The sequence below is a fragment of the Aeromonas sp. R4-3 genome (assembly GCF_040908275.1).
In the GTDB taxonomy this organism is placed as follows: Bacteria; Pseudomonadota; Gammaproteobacteria; order Enterobacterales; family Aeromonadaceae; genus Aeromonas; species Aeromonas rivipollensis.
In genome coordinates this window covers 12,477-35,738 of record NZ_JBFODK010000044.1, presented here as the reverse complement: position 1 = coordinate 35,738, position 23,262 = coordinate 12,477, and the positions used below count along the sequence as shown (strand labels likewise).

The window sequence follows — 23,262 nt, the reverse complement described above, 5'->3', positions numbered from 1 at the left end:
CCCGCCTTACGCCTTCATGACCTTGACGGCGCACTTCTTGTAATCCGTCTCCTTGGAGAGCGGATCCGTGGCGTCCAGGGTCAGCTTGTTGACCAGCTGGCTGGCATCGAAGAAGGGCATGAACACCAGGCCTTTGGGCGGACGGTTGCGGCCGCGGGTCTCGACGCGGGTCTTCACCTCGCCACGGCGGGAGGCGACTATCACCTCTTCGCCACGACGCACACCACGGGCCTTGGCATCTTCCGGGTGCATGAAGAGCACCGCATCCGGGAAGGCGCGATAGAGCTCGGGCACCCGACGGGTCATGGTGCCAGTGTGCCAGTGCTCCAGCACGCGGCCGGTGGAGAGCCACATGTCGTACTCCTGGTCCGGTGCCTCGGCGGCCGCCTCGTAAGGCAGCGCGAAGATCACCGCCTTGCCATCGGGTTTGCCGTAGAAACGCACCCCCTCCCCCGCCTTCACATAGGGGTCGAACCCTTCACGATAGCGCCACAGGGTCTCCTTGCCGTCCACCACCGGCCAGCGCAGGCCGCGCGCCTCATGGTACTGATCGAAGGGGGCCAGATCGTGACCGTGGCCGCGACCGAAGGAGGCGTACTCCTCGAACAGCCCCTTCTGCACGTAGAAGCCGAAGTGGTCGGCCTCGTCGTTCAACGCCCCCTTGCTCTGCTCTTTCGGGAACTGGTTGACCTGACCGTTGGCATAGAGCACCTCGAACAGTGTCTTGCCCTTCACTTCCGGCATCTTGGCAATAAGCTCCGCCGGCCACACCTCTTCCACGGTGAAGCGCTTGGCGAACTCCATCAGCTGCCACAAGTCGGACTTGGCCCCTTCCGGCGCCTTGACCTGCTGGTGCCAGAACTGGGTGCGGCGCTCGGCGTTGCCATAGGCCCCCTCTTTTTCCACCCACATGGCGGTGGGCAGGATAAGGTCAGCCGCTTGCGCCGTGACGGTCGGGTAAGGGTCGGACACCACGATGAAGTTGGCCGGGTTGCGATAACCGGGCAGCCCCTCCTCGTTCATGTTGGGGCCGGCCTGCATGTTGTTGTTGCACATCACCCAGTAGGCGTTGAGCTTGCCGTCTTTGAGCATGCGGTTTTGCAGCACGGCGTGATAACCCACCTGCTCGGGAATGGTGCCTTCCGGCAGCTTCCAGATCTTCTCGGCGATGGCGCGGTGCTTGGGATCGGTGACCACCATGTCGGCAGGCAGGCGGTGGGCGAAGGTTCCCACTTCCCGCGCCGTGCCGCAGGCAGAGGGCTGGCCGGTCAGGGAGAAGGGACCGCTGCCCGGGGTGGAGATCTTGCCGGTCAGCAGGTGGATGTTGTAGCAGAGGTTGTTGGCCCAGACGCCACGGGTGTGCTGGTTGAAGCCCATGGTCCAGTAGGAGACCACCTTCTTGTCCGGATCGGCATAAAGCTGGGCCAGTTTTTCCAGCTTGTCCTTGGAGACGCCGGAGAGCTTGGACACAGAGTCGACGTCGTAATCCGCCACGAATTTCGCGAAGTCCTCGAAGCTCATGGGGGTTGAGTCACCGCTGTCCGGGTTCTTGGCCTTCTGCTGCAGCGGATTGGTCGGACGCAGGCCGTAGCCGATGTCGGTGACCCCCTTGCGGAACTGGGTGTGCTTGTTGACGAAGTCCCAGTTCACCTTGTCGTTCTGGATGATGTAGTTGGCGACGTAGTTGAGGATCGCCAAGTCGGTCTGGGGCGTGAACACCATGCCGTTGTCCGCCAGCTCGAAGCTGCGGTGCTCGAAGGTGGAGAGCACGTGCACCTGCACATCCGGATTGGAGAGGCGGCGATCGGACATCCGCGACCAGAGGATGGGGTGCATCTCGGCCATGTTGGAGCCCCAGAGCACGAAGGCGTCGGCCTGCTCGATGTCGTCGTAGCAGCCCATGGGCTCATCCATGCCGAAGGTGCGCATGAAACCGACCACGGCGGAGGCCATGCAGTGACGGGCGTTGGGATCCAGGTTGTTGGTACGCAGGCCCGCCTTCATCAGCTTGGCGGCGGCGTAGCCTTCCCACACCGTCCACTGGCCGGAGCCGAACATGCCGACCGCGGTCGGGCCCTTCTCCTTGAGGGTGGCCTTGAACTTCTCGGCCATGATGTCGAACGCCTGATCCCAGCTGATGGGGGCGAAGTCGCCATTCTTGTCGAACTTGCCATTGGTCATGCGCAGCATGGGCTGGGTCAGGCGATCCTCGCCGTACATGATCTTGGAGAGGAAGTAGCCCTTGATGCAGTTGAGGCCACGGTTGACCGGCGCATCGGGATCCCCCTGGGTCGCCACGACACGGCCGGCCTGGGAGCCCACCAGCACTGAGCAGCCGGTGCCGCAGAAGCGGCAGGGCGCCTTGTCCCAGGTGATGGCCGTCTTGTCGGTGCTGGTAATAAGGTTCGCCGCCAGGGTGGGGGCACTGACTCCGGCCACGGCAGCGGCTGCCGCCACCGCATTGGCCTTCATAAAGTCGCGTCGACTCAGCTTCATGACATATCCTCGCATTGCTTAATCACATCAATGACAGCCATTGTCACGAGCCGCGCTGGCTCAGCGTCATGGCGCTTTATTGCTTTCTTCGGGCATCGCGAACCGCGCGGCCCAGCCTCATGGCGCTATTCCTTGCCCTCGGCTTCGACTTCATCAAACTGGTGGTAGATCAGGGCGGCAGAGAGCACGCCCGGCATGGCATTGATCGCATCGATGGCCGCCATGATGGGGCGCTGGCTGGGCCCTTCCAGGGTCACCACCAGCTTGCCTTCGTCGCTGACGGCATGGATCTCGGCCCCGTCCAGAGCCGCAATCTGCTCTGCGAGACGGTGGCGCAAGGGGGGCTGGGTCAGTACCACCAGGCTGGATACATGGAACTCTTCTCGGGTCATATGGTTGTTTTCCAACTTGCTCATCCCTTGCTTCATGTGGACGCCCCCTGATGGGGGGCGCCCACCCTGATACTGCCGACCGGACAATCCGCCACGCAGGCACCACAGCCATTGCACGACTCGGTATGGATACTGGGGGTAGGTACTCGCCCCAGCTGAGGAGAAAAACGGATGGCCTGCTGCTCGCAGCTGTCCTGACAGCGCTGGCAGAAGACCTGGGCACTGGCCAGGCATCCGGCTTCGATGTGAGCCACATAGTCCCAGGGCGTCTGCGTCGTCGGCCTGAACACCGGTGCCTGGCAGGCGCTGACGCACTCGCCGCAGAAGGTGCACTCGCCACGCTGGAAATCCACCGTCGGGAAGCCGCCGTCCCCCTTGATCAGGATCTGCTCCGGGCAAGCCGTCAGGCAGTCGCCACACCGGGTGCAATCGGCCACGAAGTCGGTCCAGGAGACAGACCAGGGCAGCTGTACCTCGGGTCTGGGCGCACTCAGTCGTCCTCGAAACAGGCTGCGGCGTGACAGATTGACCCCATCAGGCATATCAATTCCTCTTCACAGGACAGAATTCGAGCGCGGAAGCAGTGACTGGCATTTTCAATACCAATTATAAGCGTGGGTGTATATTGCGACTCTCACAAGTCCAGCGATATACCACCAGGGAGATAAACAGGGGGGATTATTGCGCTGGATCAAACCCTTGGCGCAATAAGGCAGCAGAGGGGCAAGGTAAATTACCCCTATGTGAGGATTGCTTATTAATCGATGGCTATTTTGCTCTGACGGCGAGCTCTCAGCCGCCGATGGAGGCGAGATGGGGGGTCATGCCGGCATTGCCCTCGTGCAGACGATGGGTGGCGGCCTTGCCGGTGAGCGCCTGACGGATCCGCTGTTGCAGGGCCTCCTGCTGGCTGTCGTCACCGAGCAGATCCCGCAACTCCACCCCGTTGTCACCGAACAGACAGAGGTGCAACTTGCCCACGGAGGAGACCCGCAGCCGATTGCAACCGGCGCAGAAGTCCTTGCTGTAGGGCATGATGAGCCCCACTCCCCCCTGTGATTCGGGATGCATGAACACCTGGGCCGGGCCGTCGTCCACCGCGCGCAATTGCTGGATCCAGCCATTGCCAAGCAGTTGCTCCTTGATGAGCTCGCCGCTGGTGTGGTGATCGCGAAACAGGCTGTCCATCTCCCCGGTCTGCATCAGCTCGATGAAGCGCAGCTCTATGGGCTTGTGCCTGATCCAGGCCAGAAACTGATCCAGTTGCTGGTCGTTGAGCCCCTTGAGCAACACCGCATTGATCTTCACCGACTTGAAGCCGGCGGCCAGTGCCGCCTCTATCCCCTCCATCACCTCCGCCAGCTTGTTTTCGCCGGTGATCTGGTGAAACTGGCGTGGATCCAGGCTGTCGACACTGACATTGAGGGCATTGAGTCCGGCATCGAACCACTCCTGGGCCCGCTCCTTCAAGCGATAGCCATTGGTGGTCATGGCCACCTTCTCGATGCCGGGGGTATTGGCCACCGTCTCTATGATGGCGGTGAAGTCACGGCGCAGGGAGGGTTCCCCCCCGGTCAGGCGCACCTTGCGGGTGCCCATGGCGGCGAAGCCCGAGACGATGCGGCGGATCTCCTCCAGGGAGAGAAACGACTTGCGCCCCTCCTTGTTGCCATCCGGGGGGCGATAACCGTCCGGCAAACAGTAGGTACAACGGAAATTGCACACGTCGGTAATCGACAGGCGCAAATAGTAAAAGCGACGGGAAAAACCATCTTCAAGTGGCAACATAAACACCTTTCCAAATACGGGAGGCCAGGGCATTTCTTTCCTGACCCTTTCAGCTCGAACGACGGCTGACGGCGTTTTCCCCCTATCTCAATGACTTAGGCAAAAACGCTCGGAGTTCATCTAGTTTTTCGATGCTAGCACAAGTTGGAGTACACTCCCATGCTACTTTGTGGGGTCTTTGTCTGATCTGAAGGAAGCCAATCGGCATGGGAAAGTGGTTCAAAGTACACTCGGTCAGCAGCGCCATCGGCCGCTCCATGGTGCTGATCCTGTTCATGGCCAGCCTGATCGCCGTGGTGGCCATGGTCACCCTCTTCTACTCGGTACCCGATGCCAAGGCGATCAACCTGTCGGGATCATTGCGGATGCAGGCCTATCGCATGGCCTACGAAATCGAAAAGGATCAGGCCGTCCTCGGCCGACTCGACCAGTTCGAGCAGACACTGCACGCCTCCGAGTTGCAGGAGACCCAGCGCTGGATCACCCCCGCCTCCCTGCGCCGCACCTATGGCGAGGTGCTGCTGCAATGGCAGATGATGCGCGAACACATCGAGAACGCCACCCCCAGCCGCTATACCGACAACACGGAACAGTTCGTGGCCGCCATCGATGACTTCGTCAACCAGATGCAGTATCACGTGGAGTTCAAGGTGCGCATGCTGGCCCTGGCGGAGGGACTGGGCTTGCTCTCCATCATCACCATCGCCTGGTTCACGGTGCGTTTCACCCGCCAGCAGGTGGTGGCCCCCCTCAATCAGCTGGTCCATTGCGCCCGCCAGATCCAGCGCCAGGAGTTCGATCTGACCCTGCCCCCCCACTGCGAAAACGAGTTGGGGGAACTGTCCGGCGCCTTCGCCACCATGGCGGACGAGCTCGGCAAGCTCTATCGGGAGCTGGAGAGCAAGGTGGAAGAGAAAACCGCCAAGCTGCAGCAGGCCAACGACACCCTCTCCTTCCTCTATTCCACCGCCCAGAAGCTGCACGCGGCGCCGCTGAGCCGGCGTACCCTGCAGAAATTGCTGGAGCGGGCCGCCGCCCATCAGCACATAGACCATATCCGGCTGACCCGCTTCGAGCACAATGCCATGCCGGTCTACATCACCGGGCGCAAGGGCTGGCCAGGCGATCTGGAGGCCGTGGTGAGCTTCTATCTGCAGATGGATGATGAGGAGTACGGCCGGCTCGACATGATAAGCGAACACCCCATAGACGAGCGGCTGATGAAGAACTTCTCCATGTTGCTGGCCCAGGTGCTGCACAAGGATCAGACCCTGCTGCAACACCAGCGCCTGCTCTTGATGGAGGAGCGGGCCGTCATCGCCCGCGAGCTGCACGACTCGCTGGCGCAGGCGCTCTCCTACCTCAAGATCCAGTCCACCCTGCTCAAGCGCTCCGTCGCCAAGGGGGATAATGGCAAGGCAGAGGCCGCCATGCAGCAGATCGACGAGGGGCTCAGCAATGCCTATACCCAGTTGCGCGAGTTGCTCGGCACCTTCCGCCTCAGCATTGGCGATGCCAACCTCGGCGAAGCCATAGGCGTCATGCTGGAGCAGCTCAAGCCCCAGACCCGGGCCGAGATCAGGCTCCAGTACGGACTGACCGATACGGATCTCGAGGCGGGGCAACACATTCACATCCTGCAGTTGATCCGTGAGGCAGTGCTCAATGCCATCAAACATGCCTGCGCCCAGCGCATTGACGTTAGCTGTGAGACCCTGGCTGATGGTAACATCCAGGTTCAGATTGCAGATGATGGTGTCGGAATAGGGGGCGCAAGCTCGGCGGTGAATCACTACGGTCTCAGCATCATGAACGAGCGTGCCAGCAAGTTGCACGGTCAGTTGACCATCAGTGAACCACCCTCCGGGGGCACCCGTGTACACCTGACCTTTCCCACCAGCCTAACAAGAGACGCCTGATGGACGAGATGAAATATAGTGTTCTGGTCGTAGATGACCATCCCCTGATGCGCAAAGGCATTGTGCAACTGCTGGAGCTGGAAGATAACATCGAAGTGATAGGCGAGGCTTCTAACGGCACTGACGCCGTGGCCATGGCCAAGGAGTCGGAGCCGGACCTCATCCTGCTCGATCTCAACATGAAGGGCTTGTCCGGCCTCGATACCCTCAAGGCCCTGCGCGCCGAAGAGGTCACCTCCCGGGTCGTGATCCTGACCGTCTCCGATGCCCGCCAGGACGTGGTTGCCCTGCTCAAGGCCGGCGCCGATGGCTACCTGCTCAAGGACACCGAGCCCGACATGCTGCTGGGCCAGCTGGCCGATGTCATGACCGGCAAGCAGATCCTGAGCGAGCCGCTGCGCCCCTACCTCGAGAACATCTACGAGCTGGATCACCTGCAGCAGAAGCTGGAAAGCCTGACCCGCCGCGAGATGCAGATCATGCGCGAGATTGCCAAGGGTCTCTCCAACAAGCAGGTCGCCTCAGTGCTCCACATCTCGGAAGGTACCGTCAAGGTACACGTCAAGAGCCTGCTGAAAAAGCTCGAGGCCCAGAGTCGGGTAGAAGCCGCCGTCATGTACCTGGAGCAGCGCAACTAAGCTCCCGTTACGCGCCCCATCTCATGCCAGCCAAGGCCCCGCCATCCCGGGGCCTTTTGCTGGCTGCCTCCCTCCCCCGCCTCACAAAACGCCACCGTCCCCCGCATCTTATTGAGCAAATGAATTATTATCTTCAGGAGACAGCACATGGAGGGCGCACGACATGACATCCGAACAGATCGAGCTGGTACAAAGGGCCTGGGGCAAGGTCACCGCACTGAACAACACCTATGTCCAGGAGGTATATGCGGAGCTGTTCCGACTCTCGCCGGAATTGATCAACCTCTTTCCCGATCCTGCGGGAATGCCGGTCGCCAAGGTGTCGGATACCCTGAATACGGTGATCACCAGCCTGGAGCAACTGGATGCCTTGCGCTTCATCATCCGGGATCTCGGCAGGCGGCATCAAAAGTTCAAGGTGCAGTCACACCAGTTCGCCCTGTTGAAACAGGCATTGACCCTGGTGCTGGCACGTCGGTTGGGGGAGCATTTCACACCAGCGCTCTCTGATGCCTGGTCACAGATGTACGACGAGATAGCCGCCCTGATGCTGGAAGGGCTCAGTCAGCCCACCGAATCCGTCGCCTAGCCGCCTCTGCCATCACGCCCGAGAGATCCTGCCGCTTAAGATGGACGGCAGATACGCATTTTGCAGGGGGATCATTTGCAATATGCGAACTCTGCCCCATTCTGCAGATGGGGCATGTACGAGCCCCTACAAGGCCACCTGAATCCCTTCCTGAGTTGTCCCGTCCCTGCCATTGAGTAAAATTATAATTGTTTGATTACTAATGGATATTTAAATTATCGGCCTCATTTTCCTGCCGTTCCTCCATTTTCCCCGATCTCTGGCACAGTCACTGCATTGTCATATCCAGATGCAACTTATCGGAGGATGGAACATGAAACTTCAACACCTGGCACTGTTCCCCTTGCCCTCACACATATTGCCGGGCGGGAAACTCCCCTTGCGCCTGTTCGAGCCTCGCCACCTGCAGATGCTCAAGGAGTCCTTCGTCGATGATCGGGGCTTTGGCATCGTCATGGAAGAGACCACCAGCACGGGCACCTGCGGACGCATACTGCCGGTCGGCACTCGTGTCAAAGTGACTGATTTCTATACCCTCAACGATGGCCTGCTCGGGGTCACAGTGCTCGGTCTGGAACGTTTCTGCATCCATGAAATGGAAACGGATGGATCCGGATTGCGTCACGCTCAGGTGGAAACCCTGCCCAACTGGCCGAGCGCGCACTCGGACTTCAGCGACAAGCAGCTGGTCAGCAGATTGCAGGAGGTATTTGAACAATATCCGGAACTGGATGAGCTCTACCCGGACAAGCAGTTCGACGACGCGGCCTGGCTCTGCCAGCGCTGGCTCGAGATCCTGCCCATGCCGATCTATGAGAAACAGATGTTGATTGCCAAACAAAACAGTGAAGCGGCGCGCCAGTTCCTGCGCCGACTGATCGCACAGTGAGTCAAGAAGTGGTTTGCAAAATGCGAAAATAACGACTGACAATTCTTACAATGAAACAAGATATTTGCATTTTGCAACCAGCAGCCACCATATAAAACAGATAACACGGCTGCAAGCCGCAATAACAGGTCATGAAAAGTTGGCACGACTTTTTCATATAAGACCGTACAACCCGATTTATCCCGTGCTCTCTTCAGTATTTGCTGAAGAATTGGTCAACCACCAGGTTGACCATTTTTTTTACCCAAAATCGGGCTAGGGGAGCCGGCAATGGCGCAGCAAACAGCTGCGCAGCCGGGCCAGGCTGATGGGCTTGGCCAAAAAATCGTTCATCCCCTGGGCCAGGCAACGGGCCCTGTCCTCCGTCATGGCATTGGCCGTCAGCGCCACTATGGGAACCTCGCATCCCATGGCTCGCAGACGACGGGTGGCCTCCAGCCCATCCATCTGCGGCATCCGCATATCCATCAGGATGAGATCCGGTCGCCGCTCGCCGACCTGTGCCAGCGCCTCCAGGCCATTGCTTGCCAGCCTCACCCGGCACACCAGCTTTTGCAGCATGAGTGACACCACCAGCTGATTGACCGGGCTGTCCTCCACCACCAGCACATCCAGATCCAGCATGGAGACCCCCTCGATGGCGGGGTTGGTCGACGCGACGCAAGGTGAGGCCATCCCGGGCAACTCGAACCAGAAGCAGCTGCCCTGCCCAGGGGCGCTCTGCAGGCGGATGTCACCCCCCATGAGCTGCACCAGCCGCCGGCAGATGGCCAGCCCAAGCCCGGAGCCGGAGAAGCGACGGGTGGCCGAGCTGTCGACCTGATAGAACGGCTCGAACAGCAGCGCCTGATCCTCGGGGGATATGCCAATCCCGGTGTCGCTGACCGACACCCTCAGCCGTTCATCCTGCCACGCCAGCGCGAGTCGCACGCTACCAGCGGCGGTAAATTTCACCGCATTGCCGAGCAGGTTGCCGATCACCTGGGACAGGCGGACCGCGTCCCCCTGCAGGTGGGACGGCACCTCCTCATCCAGCTGCCAATGCAGCGCTATGCCCTTGGCGCTGGCCTGCGCCTGCAGCGGCTCCACCAGGGCCCGGCACAGCTCGGCGGGTTGAAAGGGTTCGCAGTGCAAGGCCAGGGTATGGGATTCAATCTTCGAGAAGTCGAGCACATCGTCGATGATGGTCTGCAGCAGATGGGCAGAGTGAGTGGCGTGGCCGAGCAGGGTCTGTTGCGGGGTCTCGAGCCGGCCATGTTGCAGCAGATCCAGCATCCCCAGCACCGCATTCATGGGGGAGCGGATCTCGTGGGTCATCATGGCCAGGAACTGGGACTTGGCGCGGTTGGCACTCTCGGCCTCATCCCGCGCCCGCGCCAGCTCCTGCTCGCGGCGGATCTGGCTGCCAATCTCCCGCGCCGTGCCCCTATAACCGATGAAGGCACCGCTGGCGTCATGACAGGGCTCGGCATTGATCTCCATCCAGCAGGGGCCGCTCGCCAGCGTCACCTGGGCGCGCATCGCCCGCACCGGCAGATGGCGAGCTATCTGGTGCTGATACCTGCACCAGGCGGGATCCTCTTTATCGTGGGCAAAGTCATAGAGGCTGCGCCCCGCCTGGCGGACAAGCGCCTCCCCCTGATAGCCGGGGGCAGAGACATAGCTCAGCCTGTGCTCGGGATCCGTCTCCCAGAACCAGTCGGACGCCATGGCGGCAAAGCTGCGAAAGCGTTGCTCGCTGGCCTGCAAGGCGAGGGTCTTGAGGTCGACCTGCTCCTGCAGGCGGGCTCTATAGGCAATGTTGACCAGCGCCTGGGAGATGAGCGGGCGACAACGCTGCATCGCCGCCTTACTCTGGAGATCGAAGGTGCCCGCGGCACTGTGCCGGCAGATGAGCACCCCGGAGAAGCCCGGCGCCTGCAAGCCCGTCATCATGACGCTGGCCCAGCCCGCCGCCCCCGCCAGGGAGGCCAGCTCGGGCAACTGGGCCGGATCATAGATGACCAGGGTTTCACCTGCGATGGCGCGGGAGAAGAGCGGCGTCAGCGGCCAGGTGCGGCCGACCTCCCCGGGTTGGGTGCTCAGATGGGTGGTGCCGCGCGTGCTCTCCCAGGCGACCACATCAGCCTGTTCGAAGCCGATGAAGGGCTTGAGCGCCAGAATGAGGCTGTCCAGCACCTGCTCCAGGCTCTTGGCCTGTGCCAGCGTCGCCACCCCGCACAGCAGGGCCTGTGACTCCTGGCGGTATCTGGCCTCGCGCTCCCGGCAACGCATCAGCTCCACCAGCGTGGTTTGCAGCTTGTCGCCCAGGGTTTCGAGTTCGCTATTGCCTATCATCTTGTGTCCAGCACCTTGTCAGCTCTCGAGGAAGATTACGCTCGATACCATGAGGTTGCCATGCGCCAGCTCACCGTGGGGCAATCGCCCCTGCTCGCCGAAGGTGAATGGCGTGATAAAGGGGATCTCCCCCAGCCGTTGGCTGAAATGGCCGACGACATCGCTGAGCGAATCTCCCAGCGCCAGACGGCAGCCTGCGCAGAACACCACCAGAGCGCCTATGGGCTGCAGGTTCCCCGCCATGCCATATTCGGGTTCGATGCGCACCGCATTCAGGCTGCGCTGAAGCAAGCCCTCCTGACTGCTGTACATGAGTTGCAGCCGCTCCCCCAGCCGGGTTTCGGTAAAGAGGCGCAACCCTTCCCGCTCCGTCACCGCCTCGGGGTGAGAGAGCTTGTAGTAGGGCATCTCATCCAGGGTCCCGACCTGGCGGGCCAGCGGGGAGAGGGTCGTCTCCCGCAAAATGGGACCCACAGGCCAGGGGAGCTGGCGCTCTGTCCAGCGGGCATAGACCCGGGCTGCCGGTTCATTGTCTATGGTCAGCACCTCGCGGCCATCCAGCGCGGTAATGGTGCCATGGCGCTCGGTGGGCACATAGCCGGAGTGGAACTGGAAGGCCAGCTGGCAATCGGGATAGAGCACAGCCACCACGCAGCCCTGGCGACCCTCCCCCTCATCCCAGCACAGCTGCCACTCGCCGCTGACACTGTCGTCCGCCGCCGACCCGCCGACGACGGGAACCGTCGCCCCGAACTCGGCATCTATGCCCGCCAGCACCGCCTCCTCCTGCCCAGGGCTGGTGTGCAGCAGGATGAGTTGCGGCAACTCGCCGGGACGCCCGCCATCGGCGATGGCACGGCGCAGCAACTGGCGCACATCCAGCTCGTCCCCTGCCTGACCGGCCACGCCGTAGGCCCCCTTGTCGTCATAGAGGGCCGCCACTGCCAGACTCCAGCCCAGCCGGCCATGATGGCCAGCCTGGGTCAGGATACCGCCACAAGAGCTGCAGCCGATGAGCCGGGTATGGGGGAAACGGGCCTTGAGCGCACGGCGCAGTACCGCGGCATCGTGTGCTTGGGTAAAATAGACCAGCAACAACGACGGGGAATGAGGTGATTGAGCGAGCAACCGTTCAGCTATCTGTTGGGCGGCCAGCGGGGTCGTCTCGGCAAGAGAGTGAGCCGTCAGGAAGTTCAACACCATCTCCTAGTGGTATGTGATGCCGGGGCATCAAGCAAAAATCATACCTTTATCAAACAATTACCTGGCCAGGCGGGCTAAACTGATGCGCACTGGCCTCCCACAGGATGACTGCATGTGGCAGAAAAATATCAATGACTTCGACCGGGTCGTCGCCATCGGCGGTGGTCACGGCATGGGTCGGGTGCTCTCTTCCCTCTCTTTTTTAGGCACTCGGCTGACGGGCATAGTCACCACCACGGATGATGGCGGCTCCACCGGACGCCTGCGCAAGAGCCAGGAGTGCATCGCCTGGGGCGATCTGCGCAACTGCCTCAATCAGCTGGTGACCGAGCCCAGCATCGGCAGCCAGCTGTTCGAATACCGCTTCACGGGTCGCGGCGAGCTGGCGGGTCACAACCTCGGCAACCTGATGCTGCTGGCCCTCGACAACCTCTGTGTCCGTCCCCTGGATGCCATCCGGCTCATCAGCGACATGTTGCACATAGCGCCCAGCCTGCTGCCCATGTCCGAGCACCCCACGGATCTGTGTGCCCACACCGTCTGTGGCGATCAGATCCTGGGGGAAGTCTCCATCGATCAGCTCACCACGCCGCCACGGGCCCTGAGCCTGAACCCGATCGTGCCCGCCACCCACGAGGCAATCGACGCCCTGAGCCAGGCCGACATGATCATTCTGGGGCCCGGCAGCTTCCTCACCTCCATCATGCCGCCCCTGTTGCTGAGCGAGATCGCAGAAGCGATCCGCAGCAGCGGCGCCATCGTCGTCTTCATCAGCAATCTGGTGGCCGAAAACGGGCCGGCTGGCAAGCTGACCCTGTCCCACCAGCATCGCTGGCTGGAAGAGCGGATCGGCCAAGGGCGGATCGATGCCATCCTGGCCCCCGAAGGCCATGGGGCCCCGGAGCTGCAGCATTGCCTGATTCAGGCCAGTCTGGGTGAGGCAGCCCTGCCCCATCGCCACGATCGCCTCAAACTTCGACAGGCGCTGGATGCGGTGATACTGAGCTGGTACGCAGAGCGTGACAAGGCGGGCTAATCCGCCAGTGCGATCTAGTGATACTTGGCCAGATGGGAGAACACCTGAGGCAGGGAGTGCTCGAGCTGCTCGAGCAGGCGACCGGCCTCCTCCGCATCCTCCCGGCGACAGGCGAGCTCCAGCGCCATCACCTGCCGATAGCTGGGCTCGGCACCGTAACTGCCACAAGAGGACTTCATGCTGTGGGCGAGGCGGGCCAGGGCGGTCCAGTCCCGCTGATCAAAGAGCGGCCTGAGCTGGGCAAGTTGCCCGCCCACCTCCTCGACAAACACCGAGATGACGACCGGCATCATGTCGTGACCTATGTCATCTGCCAGTTGTCTCAGCACTTTCTGATCCAGCCACTCCATCTTCTCTTCCCTATGATGGTATTCAAACAGACCACAATATAGCCGACCCGCACACCGGCTGTCACCCGCTCTGCGGCGAGAGTCGGTTGAAGCGGCGTGCCGCCATCAGAATGTGAGCCAGTTCAAGTTATCAACACGCAGTTCCAAGCAGGAAAGAGATAAATGTTGTCACAAAATTAACAATGACATAACAATGCAGGCCATGAGAATGATGCGGCTCAGCAACACCTCTCTCATCCCTTTTTGCCTGTATGGCTGCTGCGAAGAACCAGGGTAGGATTCTACCCTGGTATTTTTTTATTGGCGGGTCAGCAGCCTGGCTGCATTGCCGTATTCCAGCTCACCCAGCCTGAACAGACAGAACTCCCCGGGCGCCATCTTCACCCAGCTCTCATTGCCGGTGAGCGGGCGGGTGGCTATCAGGGTCACCACGTCATTCGGGGTGGTCTCGCTCTGGAAGTCGATGGCCACATCTTCATCCAGCAGACGGGCCTCGCCAAAGGGGGCCCTACGGGTCAGCCAGTAGAGGTTGTTGCTGCAATAGGTCATCACGAACTCCCCATCCGACAGCAGCATGTTGAATACCCCGAGTCCACGCAGCTCGTCGCACAGGGTCGCGAGATAGCGGAACATGGCGGGGAAGTTCGCCGGACGCTTGGGGTATTTCTGCTCCAGCCTGTCGAGCAGCCAGCAGAAGGCGTGCTCGCTGTCGGTGTCCCCCACAGGACGGTGGCGCCCGGTCCGCAACCCCTTGTAACCGGTCAGCTGGCCGTTGTGGGCAAAGGTCCAGTAGCGCCCCCACAGCTCGCGGGTGAAGGGGTGGGTGTTCTCCAGCGACACGCATCCCCGGTTGGCCTGCCGGATATGGCTGACCACGGCGCGGCTCTTGATGGGCAGCGCCTGCACCAGCTTGGCGATGGGTGACTGGGCACTGGGTTCGGGATCCTTGAAGGTGCGAAAGCCTCGCCCCTCGTAGAAGGTGATCCCCCAGCCATCCTTGTGGGGGCCCGTCTTGCCGCCCCGCAGCATCAGCCCGGTAAAGCTGAAGCAGATGTCGGTCGGCACATTGGCGCTCATGCCGAGCAGTTCGCACATGTCCAGTCCACTCCCTGAATTAATTGATCATCTCTGCGTCAATCAGCGAACTTAAGCTGGATACGAGGCGCCAGGATCGCTCATCTGCTCCCGCGGCAGCCCCACCCGCCCTCTTTCTCTGATTACTTGGCCATCTCTTTTTCGACCAGCTGGATCAGGATGTGAATGACCTTGATGTGCACTTCCTGGATGCGGTCGGCATAGCCGAAGTGCGGCACCCGGATCTCGACATCGGCCAGACCTGCCATCTTGCCACCGTCCTTGCCGGTCAGGGCAATCACCTTCATGCCCTTGGCACGGGCGGCCTCGATGGCTTTGAGGATGTTGCCGGAATTGCCGCTGGTGGAGATGCCGAGCAGCACGTCACCGCGACGGCCGACCGCTTCCACGTAGCGGGAGAAGACATAGTCATAGCCAAAGTCGTTGGAGACGCAGGAGAGGTGGCTGGGATCGGAGATGGCGATGCCGGCATAGCCAGGACGGTTCTCGCGATAGCGGCCGGTCAGCTCTTCGGCAAAGTGCATGGCGTCGCAGTGGGAGCCGCCGTTGCCGCAGGAGAGCACCTTGCCCTCTTCCTTGAAAGAGTCAGCCAGCAGTTTGGCGGCCGCCTCTATGTTCTTCAGATTTTGCTCATCGGCCAGAAAGGCCTGGAGCACGCCGGCAGCTTCGGTCAATTCATTGCGGATAAGTTCTTGGTACATGGCGTCTGATGTCTCTTTGTATCGTCCAACATAGGGTTTTGCATTGTCGCACAAGCCAATCCAATCGTCGCCCCCCCGCCCGCCAAGATGCGGCCCCGGTACGTTAGGCCGATCACGGTGTCAAGGTAACGAGCTTGTAAACATCTTGATAATTTTGTGCACATGAATTACAACAGGGGCCATATCCAACAGGTCAGACCTCTGGATCAGTTAACCCACGTTTCCCCAACTTCGGCAACTCATGCAAGGAGCGAAAAATGACGACGACCCTCACTCTGTTCGGGGTGATCCTGGTGATCGGCGCCATGGCTTACCGCCGGGCGTCACTGTTCACCTCCACGCTTGCCACGGCCGCCGCCCTGGTCGCCGGCGCCCTCTATGGCCATGTGCCCCTGCTGGTGTGGGTGCTGTTCGCGGTGATCGCCATCCCGCTCAACCTGGTGGAGTTTCGTCGCAACCAGCTGACCAAACCCCTGTTCAAGATCTACAAGTCCATCATGCCGGAGATGTCCCGCACCGAGAAGGAAGCCATAGAGGCGGGTACCACCTGGTGGGAAGCGGATCTCTTTGCTGGCAACCCGAACTGGAAGAAGCTGCACGCCATTCCGGTCAGCGTTCTGTCAGCCGAAGAGCAGGCCTTCATGGACGGCCCGGTTGAAGACGTGTGCCGCATGGTCAACGACTGGGAAGTGACCCACGAGCGGGCCGACCTCTCCCCCGAGGTGTGGCAGTACCTGAAGGACCACAAGTTCTTCGCCATGATCATCAAGAAGAAGTACGGTGGCCTGGAGTTCTCCGCCTACGCCCAGTCCTGCGTGCTGCAAAAACTGTGCGGCGCCAGCGCCGTGCTCGCCTCCACCGTCGGCGTGCCCAACTCCTTGGGCCCGGGCGAGCTGCTGCAACACTACGGCACCGAAGAGCAGAAAGACCACTACCTGCCGCGCCTGGCCGTCGGCAAGGAGATCCCCTGCTTCGCCCTGACCAGCCCGGAAGCGGGTTCGGATGCGGGCTCAATCCCCGACTTCGGCGTTGTCTGCAAGGGCGAATGGGAAGGGGAAGAGGTGCTCGGCATGCGCCTGACCTGGAACAAGCGCTACATCACGCTCGCCCCCATAGCCACAGTGCTGGGGCTGGCCTTCAAGCTGCGCGACCCGGATCACCTGCTGGGTGAGGAAGAGGAGCTTGGCATCACCTGTGCCCTGATCCCCACCGACATCAAGGGCGTCGAGATAGGCCGCCGTCACTTCCCCCTCAACGTGCCGTTCCAGAACGGGCCGACCAAGGGGAACGATGTGTTCGTGCCGCTGGACTTCATCATCGGCGGCCCCGCCATGGCCGGTCAGGGCTGGCGCATGCTGGTGGAGTGCCTGTCGGTCGGTCGCGGCATCACCCTGCCCTCCAACAGCACGGGCGGCGTCAAGATGCTGGCCCTGGCCACCGGCGCCTACAGCCGCATCCGTCGCCAGTTCAAACTGCCCATCGGCAAGATGGAAGGCATCGAAGAGCCGCTGGCGCGCCTCGGCGGCAACGCCTACATCATGGGTGCCGCCGCCAAGCTGACGGTGACCGGCATCGATCTGGGGGAGAAACCCTCCGTCATCTCCGCCATCGTCAAGTACCACCTCACCGACCGTGCCCAGAAGTGCATCATAGATGCCATGGACATCCACGGCGGCAAGGCCATCTGCATGGGCCCGAACAACTATCTGGCCCGTGGCTATCAGGGTGCCCCCATCGCGGTGACCGTTGAGGGTGCCAACATACTGACCCGCAGCATGATCATCTACGGTCAGGGTGCCATCCGCTGCCATCCCTACGTGCTGCCGGAGATGCTGGCCGCCAGCCATCCGGATCAGGAAGTGGCCCTCAAGCAGTTCGACAAGGCGGTGTTCAGCCATGTGGGCTTTGCCATCAGCAACCTGGTGCGCAGCTTCTGGCTGGGCCTGACCGGCGCCCGCTTCGCGTCCGCCCCCTACAGGGATCAGACCAAGGGCTACTACCAGCAGCTCTCGCGCCTCAGTGCCAACCTGGCCTTCCTGTCCGACATGGCCATGGGCACCCTGGGTGGCGAGCTCAAGCGCAAGGAGCGGGTCTCCGCCCGTCTCGGCGACGTGCTGAGCCAGCTCTATCTCGCCTCCAGCGCCCTCAAGCGCTATCAGGATGAGGGACGCCAACAGGCCGACCTGCCGCTGCTGCACTGGGCGCTGCAAGATGCCATGTTCAAGGCACAAGAAGCCATCGACGAGTTGCTGCGCAACTTCCCGAATCGCTGGATTGGCCTGGCCCTGCGCGTCATAGTGTTGCCGCTGGGTCGCGACATGAAGCGTCCCTCCGACAAGCTGGACAGCCAGGTTGCCCGTCTGCTGCAGACCCCGAGTGCCACCCGCGACCGTCTGGCCGAAGGGCAGTACCTCACCCGCGAGGAGGGCAACCCCTTCGGGCTGCTGGAGCAGGCCCTCGATGACGTGCTGACCGCCGAGCCGCTGTTTGACAAGGTGTGCAAGGCAGAGGGCCGCAAGCGTCCCTTCACCCAGCTGGACAAGGTGGCAGACGCCGGCCTGGCCCTTGGCGTCATCAACCAGACCGAGGCCGACCTGCTGCGCCGTGCCGAAGAGAGCCGCCTGCGCACCATCAACGTCGATGACTTCGACCCCATCGATCTGGTGGCCAACAAGGCGCTGTTTGAAGCGTCCGCCTATCACAGGGCAGCTTGATGCCATGAATGCCAAAACGCCTCCCTAGTGGAGGCGTTTTTCATGCTGGCATCTGCCCGGCAACCCCGGATGGAGAAAGAGCAACCAGCTGGATCATGTTTTGGATATCAATCCGTTTCCTAACTTGAATGAAGCGGTTAAGGTAAGCACAGGATCACACACAGGATTGCGTAATGGATGATCAAATCCTGATAATTGACGATGAAGACCTGCCCCAAACAGCACCGCGACCCGCCGGCTGGAAGGTGATGATAGTGGACGATGAACCCGAGGTGCATCGCATCACCAAGATTACCCTGAGCAAGTTTGAATTCGACGGCAAGCCCATCGATTTTCTGCACGCCTATTCCGCCGCCGAAGCCAAGGCCCTGCTCGCCGTCACCCCGGATGTCGCCCTGCTGCTGCTCGATGTGGTCATGGAAGCCGATCACGCCGGTCTGGAGGTGGTCAAGTTCGTGCGCGACGAACTGCAAAACAAGATGGTGCGCATAGTGCTGCGGACCGGCCAACCCGGTCAGGCCCCGGAAGACGACGTCGTCACCAACTACGACATCAACGACTACAAGGACAAGACGGAGCTCACCTCCCAGAAGCTGCGCACCCTGCTGCGCGCCAGCCTGCGCTCCTACCGGGACATTCGCACCCTGGAGAGCAATCGCCAGGGGCTGGAAAAGGTCATCGAGGCCTCCAAGGGGATCTTCGAGCAACGGGCCCTGCGCCAGTTCGTCGAAGGGGCCCAGACCCAGCTCAGCGCCCTGCTCAACCTGGAAGAGTCCCAGATCTATGATGTGAAGCATCTGGCCTACGAGGTGCGGGACCAGGTGCTGGAACCCCTGCTCAGCGAGGGCCCGGCCCTGCGCCTCAGTGAAGCGCCAGCCATACTGCGCTGCGCCATGGACAAGGGCGCCAACGTCTACGATGGCAACCAGATGGTGCTCTATTGCCAGAACCCCCGTCACCACCTGCTGTTCCACATCGAAACCACTCGCCCCCTCAGCCAGATGGATACCGGCCTGCTGAGCCTGTTCACCGAGAACATCATAGTGGCGCTGGAGAACATCCGGCTCAACGAGGTCATCGGCGACAACCAGCGCGAGATCATCTACCGCATCGGCGAACTGGTGGAGAGTCGCTCCAAGGAGTCCGGCCTGCATGTCAAGCGGGTGGCGCTCTACACAGAGCTGTTCTGCCAGTTGCTCGACATGAACGAAGACAGGTGCGAGCTCATCAAGCGCGCCTCTCCCCTGCACGACATCGGCAAGGTGGGGATCCCGGATGCCATACTGCACAAGCCAGGCAAGCTCACCCCGGATGAGTGGGAGATCATGAAGACCCACGCCCAGCTGGGGCAGGACATGCTCTCCGGCAGCGATCTCGCGCTGTTCCAGATAGGGGCCACCATAGCTGGCAACCATCACGAGAAGTGGAACGGCACCGGCTACCCCCGCGGACTTAAAGGGGATGCCATCCCATTGGAGGGGCGCATAGTCGCGCTGGCGGACGTGTTCGATGCCCTGGGGTCGGATCGCTGCTACAAGCAGGCCTGGCCACTGGAGCAGGTGCTGGCGCTGATCAGAGCAGAGAAGGGAGAGCACTTCGATCCCCTGCTGGTGGATCTGATGCTGGCCAACCTGGAGAAGTTCCTCGAGATCCGCGAGCAGTACAAAGACATCTATATCGGCGCCCACTGAGATAGGGGTGTCCACGCCATCATGAAGAAGCCGCCCATCGGGCGGCTTCTTTGCATTGAGCGCGAGCTATTGCTCCGGCAGATTGAGATCCAGCTTGGGCGCCGCCGGGGCCACTGCCTCGCTTTGCGCCTTCTGCGCCGCCATCGCCTTGTGCAGGGTCCGGCGTTTTTGCAGCAGGATGAAGCCACCCGCCCCCAGCAGCAGGAGCAGCAGACCGCCGCCCCCCAGGGCCCAGGGCAACCAGACCGGGCTCTCCCGCTCCTCAAACTTGGCCTGGGTCGGTACCGCCGCCGAAGTGGGAGATGCCGCTGACGGGGTGGGCGCCGGTGGCGGCATTATGGTGAACGACTTGACCGGCAGTTGCAGTTGCACCTCGCGGCCGAGCCGGGTGGTGCCAAACAGGGTCGCCTCCACCCTGTACTGCCCCGCCGCCTTGAGGGCGGAGAGATCGACCCCAAGGCGGGGCTCGGTTGCCACTGCATTGAAGGCCATGCTGACCCCTGCGCTGTCGATGGCCTTGCCCTGGATCACCACTGAGGCCGGATCCAGCTCGTCGGCATCGATGAGCAAGGAGAGCCTGGCCCCAGTGTCACCGGAAGGGGCATCCAGGGTGTAGCTCAGCGGCCAGGGGAAGAGCAGCACTTGCTGGGACTGGGCACGGGAGAACACCTGGTTGCCGCTGCTGTAGAGGGCGCGATACTTGCCTGCCGGCACATCCAGCACCGCCTCGGCGGTCAGGATGCCATCCCCGGGCACCTCGTCGAGCCCCTTGCCATCATCCAGATAATGTCCAAGGGTCTCCTCGACGATGGGCTCCCCGCTCTGGGCGGCGTCGTTGAACTGTTGCAGCTTCACCGTCATGCCGAGATCGGAGAGGTAGTAGCCCGCCCCCGGCGCAGCTCCATCGATCAGCAACCTGGACTGCAGCTTGACCCGCTCTCCCTGATAGAGGCGGGCCGGCAGAGGCTCGCTCTCGAGCCGGATGTCGGTGAGCAGGCGCACCCTGTTGTCGGGGTCCACCTCGCCGATGGCCTGCCAGGGGCCCGGCATGGGGTTGCGCACAGTGATGAGATCCTGATCCTGCTGCGTCAGCCAGCCCACATCCGGCGGCGTCACCTTGCCCACATAGAGCTTGCTGCCATCCGGCCGCACCAGGATCACCGACGGCGTGCCCGGCTTGCGCTTGATGATGAAGGTGATCTCCTTGACCCCGTAATCGATGCGAAAGCGGTTGTCGAGCAGCGGAATGTCAGAGGGGGCAAACACCTCGTTGGCCATGCCGGAGAGGGAGGTCAGCAGCAGCAGGCCCCCCCAGAGCGAACTCATTGCCGCCACAGGCAGGCTCCCCCTTTCTTCTGCACCAGATCCAGCCTGGCCTCATGGACGGCGACCACCTCGTCGCTGGCGCGCACCACCTTGAGGGGAGCCCGGTTGCTCTCCAGCCGGCGGATCCCGGTGTCCTGGTTGCTGTCATTCTCGTTGCTCTCGCTGGCCAGATTGAGCTTGGTCTGGCCACCCGTCATCAGCAGGTAGACATCCGCCAGGATCTCCGCATCGAGCAAGGCTCCGTGCAGGGTACGGTGGGAGTTGTCGATGCCGTAGCGATCGCACAGCACATCCAGGTTGTTGCGCTTGCCGGGGAAAAGATCCCGCGCCATCGCCAGGGTATCCGTGATGCCGCAGATGTCCGCCGTCTTGAAACCGAGGCCGAGCTTGCTGAACTCATAGTCCATGAAGCTCACGTCAAAGGGGGCGTTGTGGGCGATGATCTCTGCGCCGCGGATGAAGGCGATGAAGTCGTCGGCTATCTGGCTAAAGGAAGGCTTGTCCGCCAGGAAGGCGTCGGTGATGCCGTGCACTTGGATGGCCTCGGGGTCCACCAACCGATCCGGCTTGATGTAGACATGGAAATGATTGCCCGTCAGTTTGCGGTTGATCACCTCCACACAGCCGATCTCGATGATGCGGTGACCCTGATAGATGGGGCCGCCTGCCGTGTTCATACCTGTGGTTTCAGTATCCAGAATGATCTGGCGATTCAGTTGGGGTGTGCTCATGATCGAATCCATGTCAAACTTCGGTTTTATTCGCTAGTTTACCCCAAGACACATGCTAAAAAAGATTGATTTGTATACGGATGGTTCCTGCCTCGGCAATCCGGGCCCCGGCGGCTATGGCGCCGTCATGGTCTATGGCAAGCACCGCAAGGAGTTGGCAGGGGGCTATCGGCTGACCACCAACAACCGGATGGAGCTGATGGCCGCCATCATGGGGCTGCGCACCCTGAACGAACCCTGCCAGGTTCGCCTGACCACCGACAGCCAGTATGTGCGCCAGGGGATCACCCAGTGGATCATCGGCTGGAAGAAGAAAGGCTGGATGACCGCCAGTCGCCAACCGGTCAAGAACGTCGATCTCTGGCAGGCGCTGGATGCGGAAGTGGCGCGCCACCAGATCGAATGGCTCTGGGTCAAGGGTCACTCAGGTCACCCGGAAAACGAACGCTGCGACGTGCTGGCCCGGGATGCCGCCAGCGGCAAGCAGCTCGCCGAAGACACGGGCTACCAGCCCTGAGATGCCAGGCAGGCCGAAGCTTCTCTATTAATGAAGGGAACGGCAAGCGGCCTGCCGGGACAGTCACCAGCCCTGGCGCGCCATGCCAGGCGCCGCCATCGACTCCGGCAGGCGCCAGCGACGGCGCACCGGGGTGACGGGGAAACGCCGCTTGCGGGCGGCTATCACATAGACAGAGGCAAAGGCTCTGCAGTAATCCCGCCCCAGGCTCTCCCGCCACCAGCCGATCCGGCTCTGCTTCCCCATGAAGGAGAAGCCGAAGCGATCGTCAAACATCACCTCGCATCCCAGCAGTTGCAACCAGTCGGTCACCCGGGCCGGGGTGAACATGCGCGCCGACCAGGGCAGGTGCTGTCGCATGAAGGGCAGGTAATGACCCAGGCCGACCAGGCTGGTGGGGTTGTAGCCACTGACGATGAGCCAGCCGTCATCGGTCAGCACCCGCTCGGCTTCACGCAGCACCTGGTGCGGATCCGACGAGAAATCGAGGCAGTGGGCGAGCAGGCAGGCATCCACGCTGGCGGTACGGATCGGCAAGGCAAGGGGGTCGCCCTTGATATCCAGCAGACGCCCGCCGGGGGCGACACCCAGCTGGTGGCGAATGGTGGAACTGCCGCAGGAGAGCTCGGCGCTCAGGGCGCCAATTTTCAGCAGATGGTAGCCAAACAGATGAGGGCACCAGTTGTCGAGCCGCTCCTGGATCTCGGCCGCCACCCAGTCACCCATGGGCAGTGCCGACCAGCTGGTCGGGATCGCGATCTGTTGTTCGGTACGTGCCAGCTGCATAATGGGACCAATCCGGGGGGCGAATGCCATCTTGTTATATAAGATCCCTTCCACAAAGAGAACA

20 protein-coding genes and 1 riboswitch are annotated in these 23,262 nt (G+C 61.7%); of the genes, 8 read left to right on the top strand and 12 right to left on the bottom strand.

Annotated features, from left to right (window positions below; translation table 11 throughout):
- Positions 1-6: 6 nt before the first annotated feature.
- The 4 genes from napA to moaA all read right to left on the bottom strand — a co-directional run bounded on the left by napA (position 7) and on the right by moaA (position 4,676).
- Positions 7-2,496, bottom strand: a complete 2,490-nt coding sequence (gene napA, locus AB5Y91_RS13700) for a nitrate reductase catalytic subunit NapA (protein WP_368170035.1) — start codon at positions 2,494-2,496, stop codon at positions 7-9.
- A 125-nt stretch (positions 2,497-2,621) separates the two neighbouring features.
- The gene (locus AB5Y91_RS13695; RefSeq protein WP_256351239.1) at positions 2,622-2,912 is read right to left on the bottom strand and encodes a chaperone NapD; all 291 of its coding nucleotides are present in this window, start codon (positions 2,910-2,912) and stop codon (positions 2,622-2,624) included.
- An 8-nt stretch (positions 2,913-2,920) separates the two neighbouring features.
- Positions 2,921-3,430 carry a ferredoxin-type protein NapF gene (gene napF, locus AB5Y91_RS13690; protein ID WP_368170034.1) on the bottom strand — a complete coding sequence of 170 codons (510 nt, stop codon included), beginning with the start codon at positions 3,428-3,430 and terminating at the stop codon, positions 2,921-2,923.
- Between the two features lie 250 nt (positions 3,431-3,680).
- On the bottom strand, positions 3,681-4,676 hold the full coding sequence (gene moaA / locus AB5Y91_RS13685) for a GTP 3',8-cyclase MoaA (protein WP_205641409.1): 996 nt from the start codon (positions 4,674-4,676) through the stop codon (positions 3,681-3,683).
- A riboswitch (molybdenum cofactor riboswitch) is annotated at positions 4,664-4,803 on the bottom strand. It overlaps the preceding gene by 13 nt.
- 79 nt (positions 4,804-4,882) lie before the next feature.
- Between moaA and narQ the strand changes: the two genes are divergently transcribed.
- The 4 genes from narQ (at position 4,883) to AB5Y91_RS13665 (ending at position 8,711) form a co-directional block, all read left to right on the top strand.
- A complete protein-coding gene (narQ, locus tag AB5Y91_RS13680; RefSeq protein WP_106887342.1) occupies positions 4,883-6,595 on the top strand; it encodes a nitrate/nitrite two-component system sensor histidine kinase NarQ in 1,713 nt (570 codons plus the stop codon).
- On the top strand, positions 6,595-7,233 hold the full coding sequence (gene narL / locus AB5Y91_RS13675; protein WP_005325544.1) for a two-component system response regulator NarL: 639 nt from the start codon (positions 6,595-6,597) through the stop codon (positions 7,231-7,233). The genes narQ and narL overlap by 1 nt, the downstream gene beginning before the upstream one ends.
- Positions 7,234-7,396: 163 nt before the next feature.
- Positions 7,397-7,822 (top strand): globin domain-containing protein, encoded by a 426-nt coding sequence (locus tag AB5Y91_RS13670; RefSeq protein WP_262109266.1) that lies wholly within the window; start codon positions 7,397-7,399, stop codon positions 7,820-7,822.
- Positions 7,823-8,135: 313 nt separating this feature from the next.
- Entirely contained in the window at positions 8,136-8,711 is a 576-nt protein-coding gene (locus AB5Y91_RS13665) for an LON peptidase substrate-binding domain-containing protein (RefSeq protein ID WP_111913686.1), read from the top strand.
- A gap of 255 nt (positions 8,712-8,966) precedes the next feature.
- Here the strand turns inward: AB5Y91_RS13665 and AB5Y91_RS13660 are convergent, their stop codons facing one another.
- Complete coding sequence (locus tag AB5Y91_RS13660) at positions 8,967-11,048, bottom strand: ATP-binding protein (RefSeq protein ID WP_368170033.1); 2,082 nt, start codon at positions 11,046-11,048, stop codon at positions 8,967-8,969.
- 18 nt (positions 11,049-11,066) lie between these two features.
- On the bottom strand, positions 11,067-12,251 hold the full coding sequence (locus AB5Y91_RS13655) for an FIST signal transduction protein (RefSeq protein ID WP_168235449.1): 1,185 nt from the start codon (positions 12,249-12,251) through the stop codon (positions 11,067-11,069).
- Between the two features lie 112 nt (positions 12,252-12,363).
- Between AB5Y91_RS13655 and yvcK the strand changes: the two genes are divergently transcribed.
- Positions 12,364-13,287: a uridine diphosphate-N-acetylglucosamine-binding protein YvcK gene (gene yvcK, locus AB5Y91_RS13650; protein ID WP_163155930.1), complete on the top strand. Its 924-nt coding sequence runs from the start codon at positions 12,364-12,366 to the stop codon at positions 13,285-13,287.
- Positions 13,288-13,301: 14 nt separating this feature from the next.
- Here yvcK and AB5Y91_RS13645 read toward each other — a convergent pair whose 3' ends face one another.
- From AB5Y91_RS13645 to lpcA, 3 genes are all read right to left on the bottom strand, one after another.
- Entirely contained in the window at positions 13,302-13,637 is a 336-nt protein-coding gene (locus AB5Y91_RS13645) for an Hpt domain-containing protein (protein ID WP_106887347.1), read from the bottom strand.
- Positions 13,638-13,934: 297 nt separating this feature from the next.
- Positions 13,935-14,732 carry a class II glutamine amidotransferase gene (locus tag AB5Y91_RS13640; RefSeq protein WP_202046300.1) on the bottom strand — a complete coding sequence of 266 codons (798 nt, stop codon included), beginning with the start codon at positions 14,730-14,732 and terminating at the stop codon, positions 13,935-13,937.
- 122 nt (positions 14,733-14,854) lie between these two features.
- On the bottom strand, positions 14,855-15,433 hold the full coding sequence (lpcA, locus tag AB5Y91_RS13635) for a D-sedoheptulose 7-phosphate isomerase (RefSeq protein ID WP_005325554.1): 579 nt from the start codon (positions 15,431-15,433) through the stop codon (positions 14,855-14,857).
- A 257-nt stretch (positions 15,434-15,690) separates the two neighbouring features.
- Between lpcA and fadE the strand changes: the two genes are divergently transcribed.
- Entirely contained in the window at positions 15,691-18,147 is a 2,457-nt protein-coding gene (fadE, locus tag AB5Y91_RS13630) for an acyl-CoA dehydrogenase FadE (protein WP_163148557.1), read from the top strand.
- 173 nt (positions 18,148-18,320) lie between these two features.
- Positions 18,321-19,838, top strand: a complete 1,518-nt coding sequence (locus AB5Y91_RS13625; RefSeq protein WP_262109241.1) for an HD domain-containing phosphohydrolase — start codon at positions 18,321-18,323, stop codon at positions 19,836-19,838.
- 66 nt (positions 19,839-19,904) lie between these two features.
- Here the strand turns inward: AB5Y91_RS13625 and AB5Y91_RS13620 are convergent, their stop codons facing one another.
- Together AB5Y91_RS13620 and dnaQ are read right to left on the bottom strand one after the other, a co-directional pair.
- Positions 19,905-21,164, bottom strand: a complete 1,260-nt coding sequence (locus AB5Y91_RS13620) for a TIGR03503 family protein (protein ID WP_368170032.1) — start codon at positions 21,162-21,164, stop codon at positions 19,905-19,907.
- Positions 21,161-21,895: a DNA polymerase III subunit epsilon gene (dnaQ, locus tag AB5Y91_RS13615; RefSeq protein WP_289984366.1), complete on the bottom strand. Its 735-nt coding sequence runs from the start codon at positions 21,893-21,895 to the stop codon at positions 21,161-21,163. The genes AB5Y91_RS13620 and dnaQ overlap by 4 nt, the downstream gene beginning before the upstream one ends.
- Before the next feature lie 52 nt (positions 21,896-21,947).
- Between dnaQ and rnhA the strand changes: the two genes are divergently transcribed.
- Positions 21,948-22,412, top strand: coding sequence for a ribonuclease HI (gene rnhA, locus AB5Y91_RS13610; RefSeq protein ID WP_111911319.1), 465 nt, complete (start codon positions 21,948-21,950; stop codon positions 22,410-22,412).
- Positions 22,413-22,475: 63 nt separating this feature from the next.
- Here rnhA and AB5Y91_RS13605 read toward each other — a convergent pair whose 3' ends face one another.
- Positions 22,476-23,198: a class I SAM-dependent methyltransferase gene (locus tag AB5Y91_RS13605; RefSeq protein ID WP_171275776.1), complete on the bottom strand. Its 723-nt coding sequence runs from the start codon at positions 23,196-23,198 to the stop codon at positions 22,476-22,478.
- Positions 23,199-23,262 lie beyond the last annotated feature (64 nt).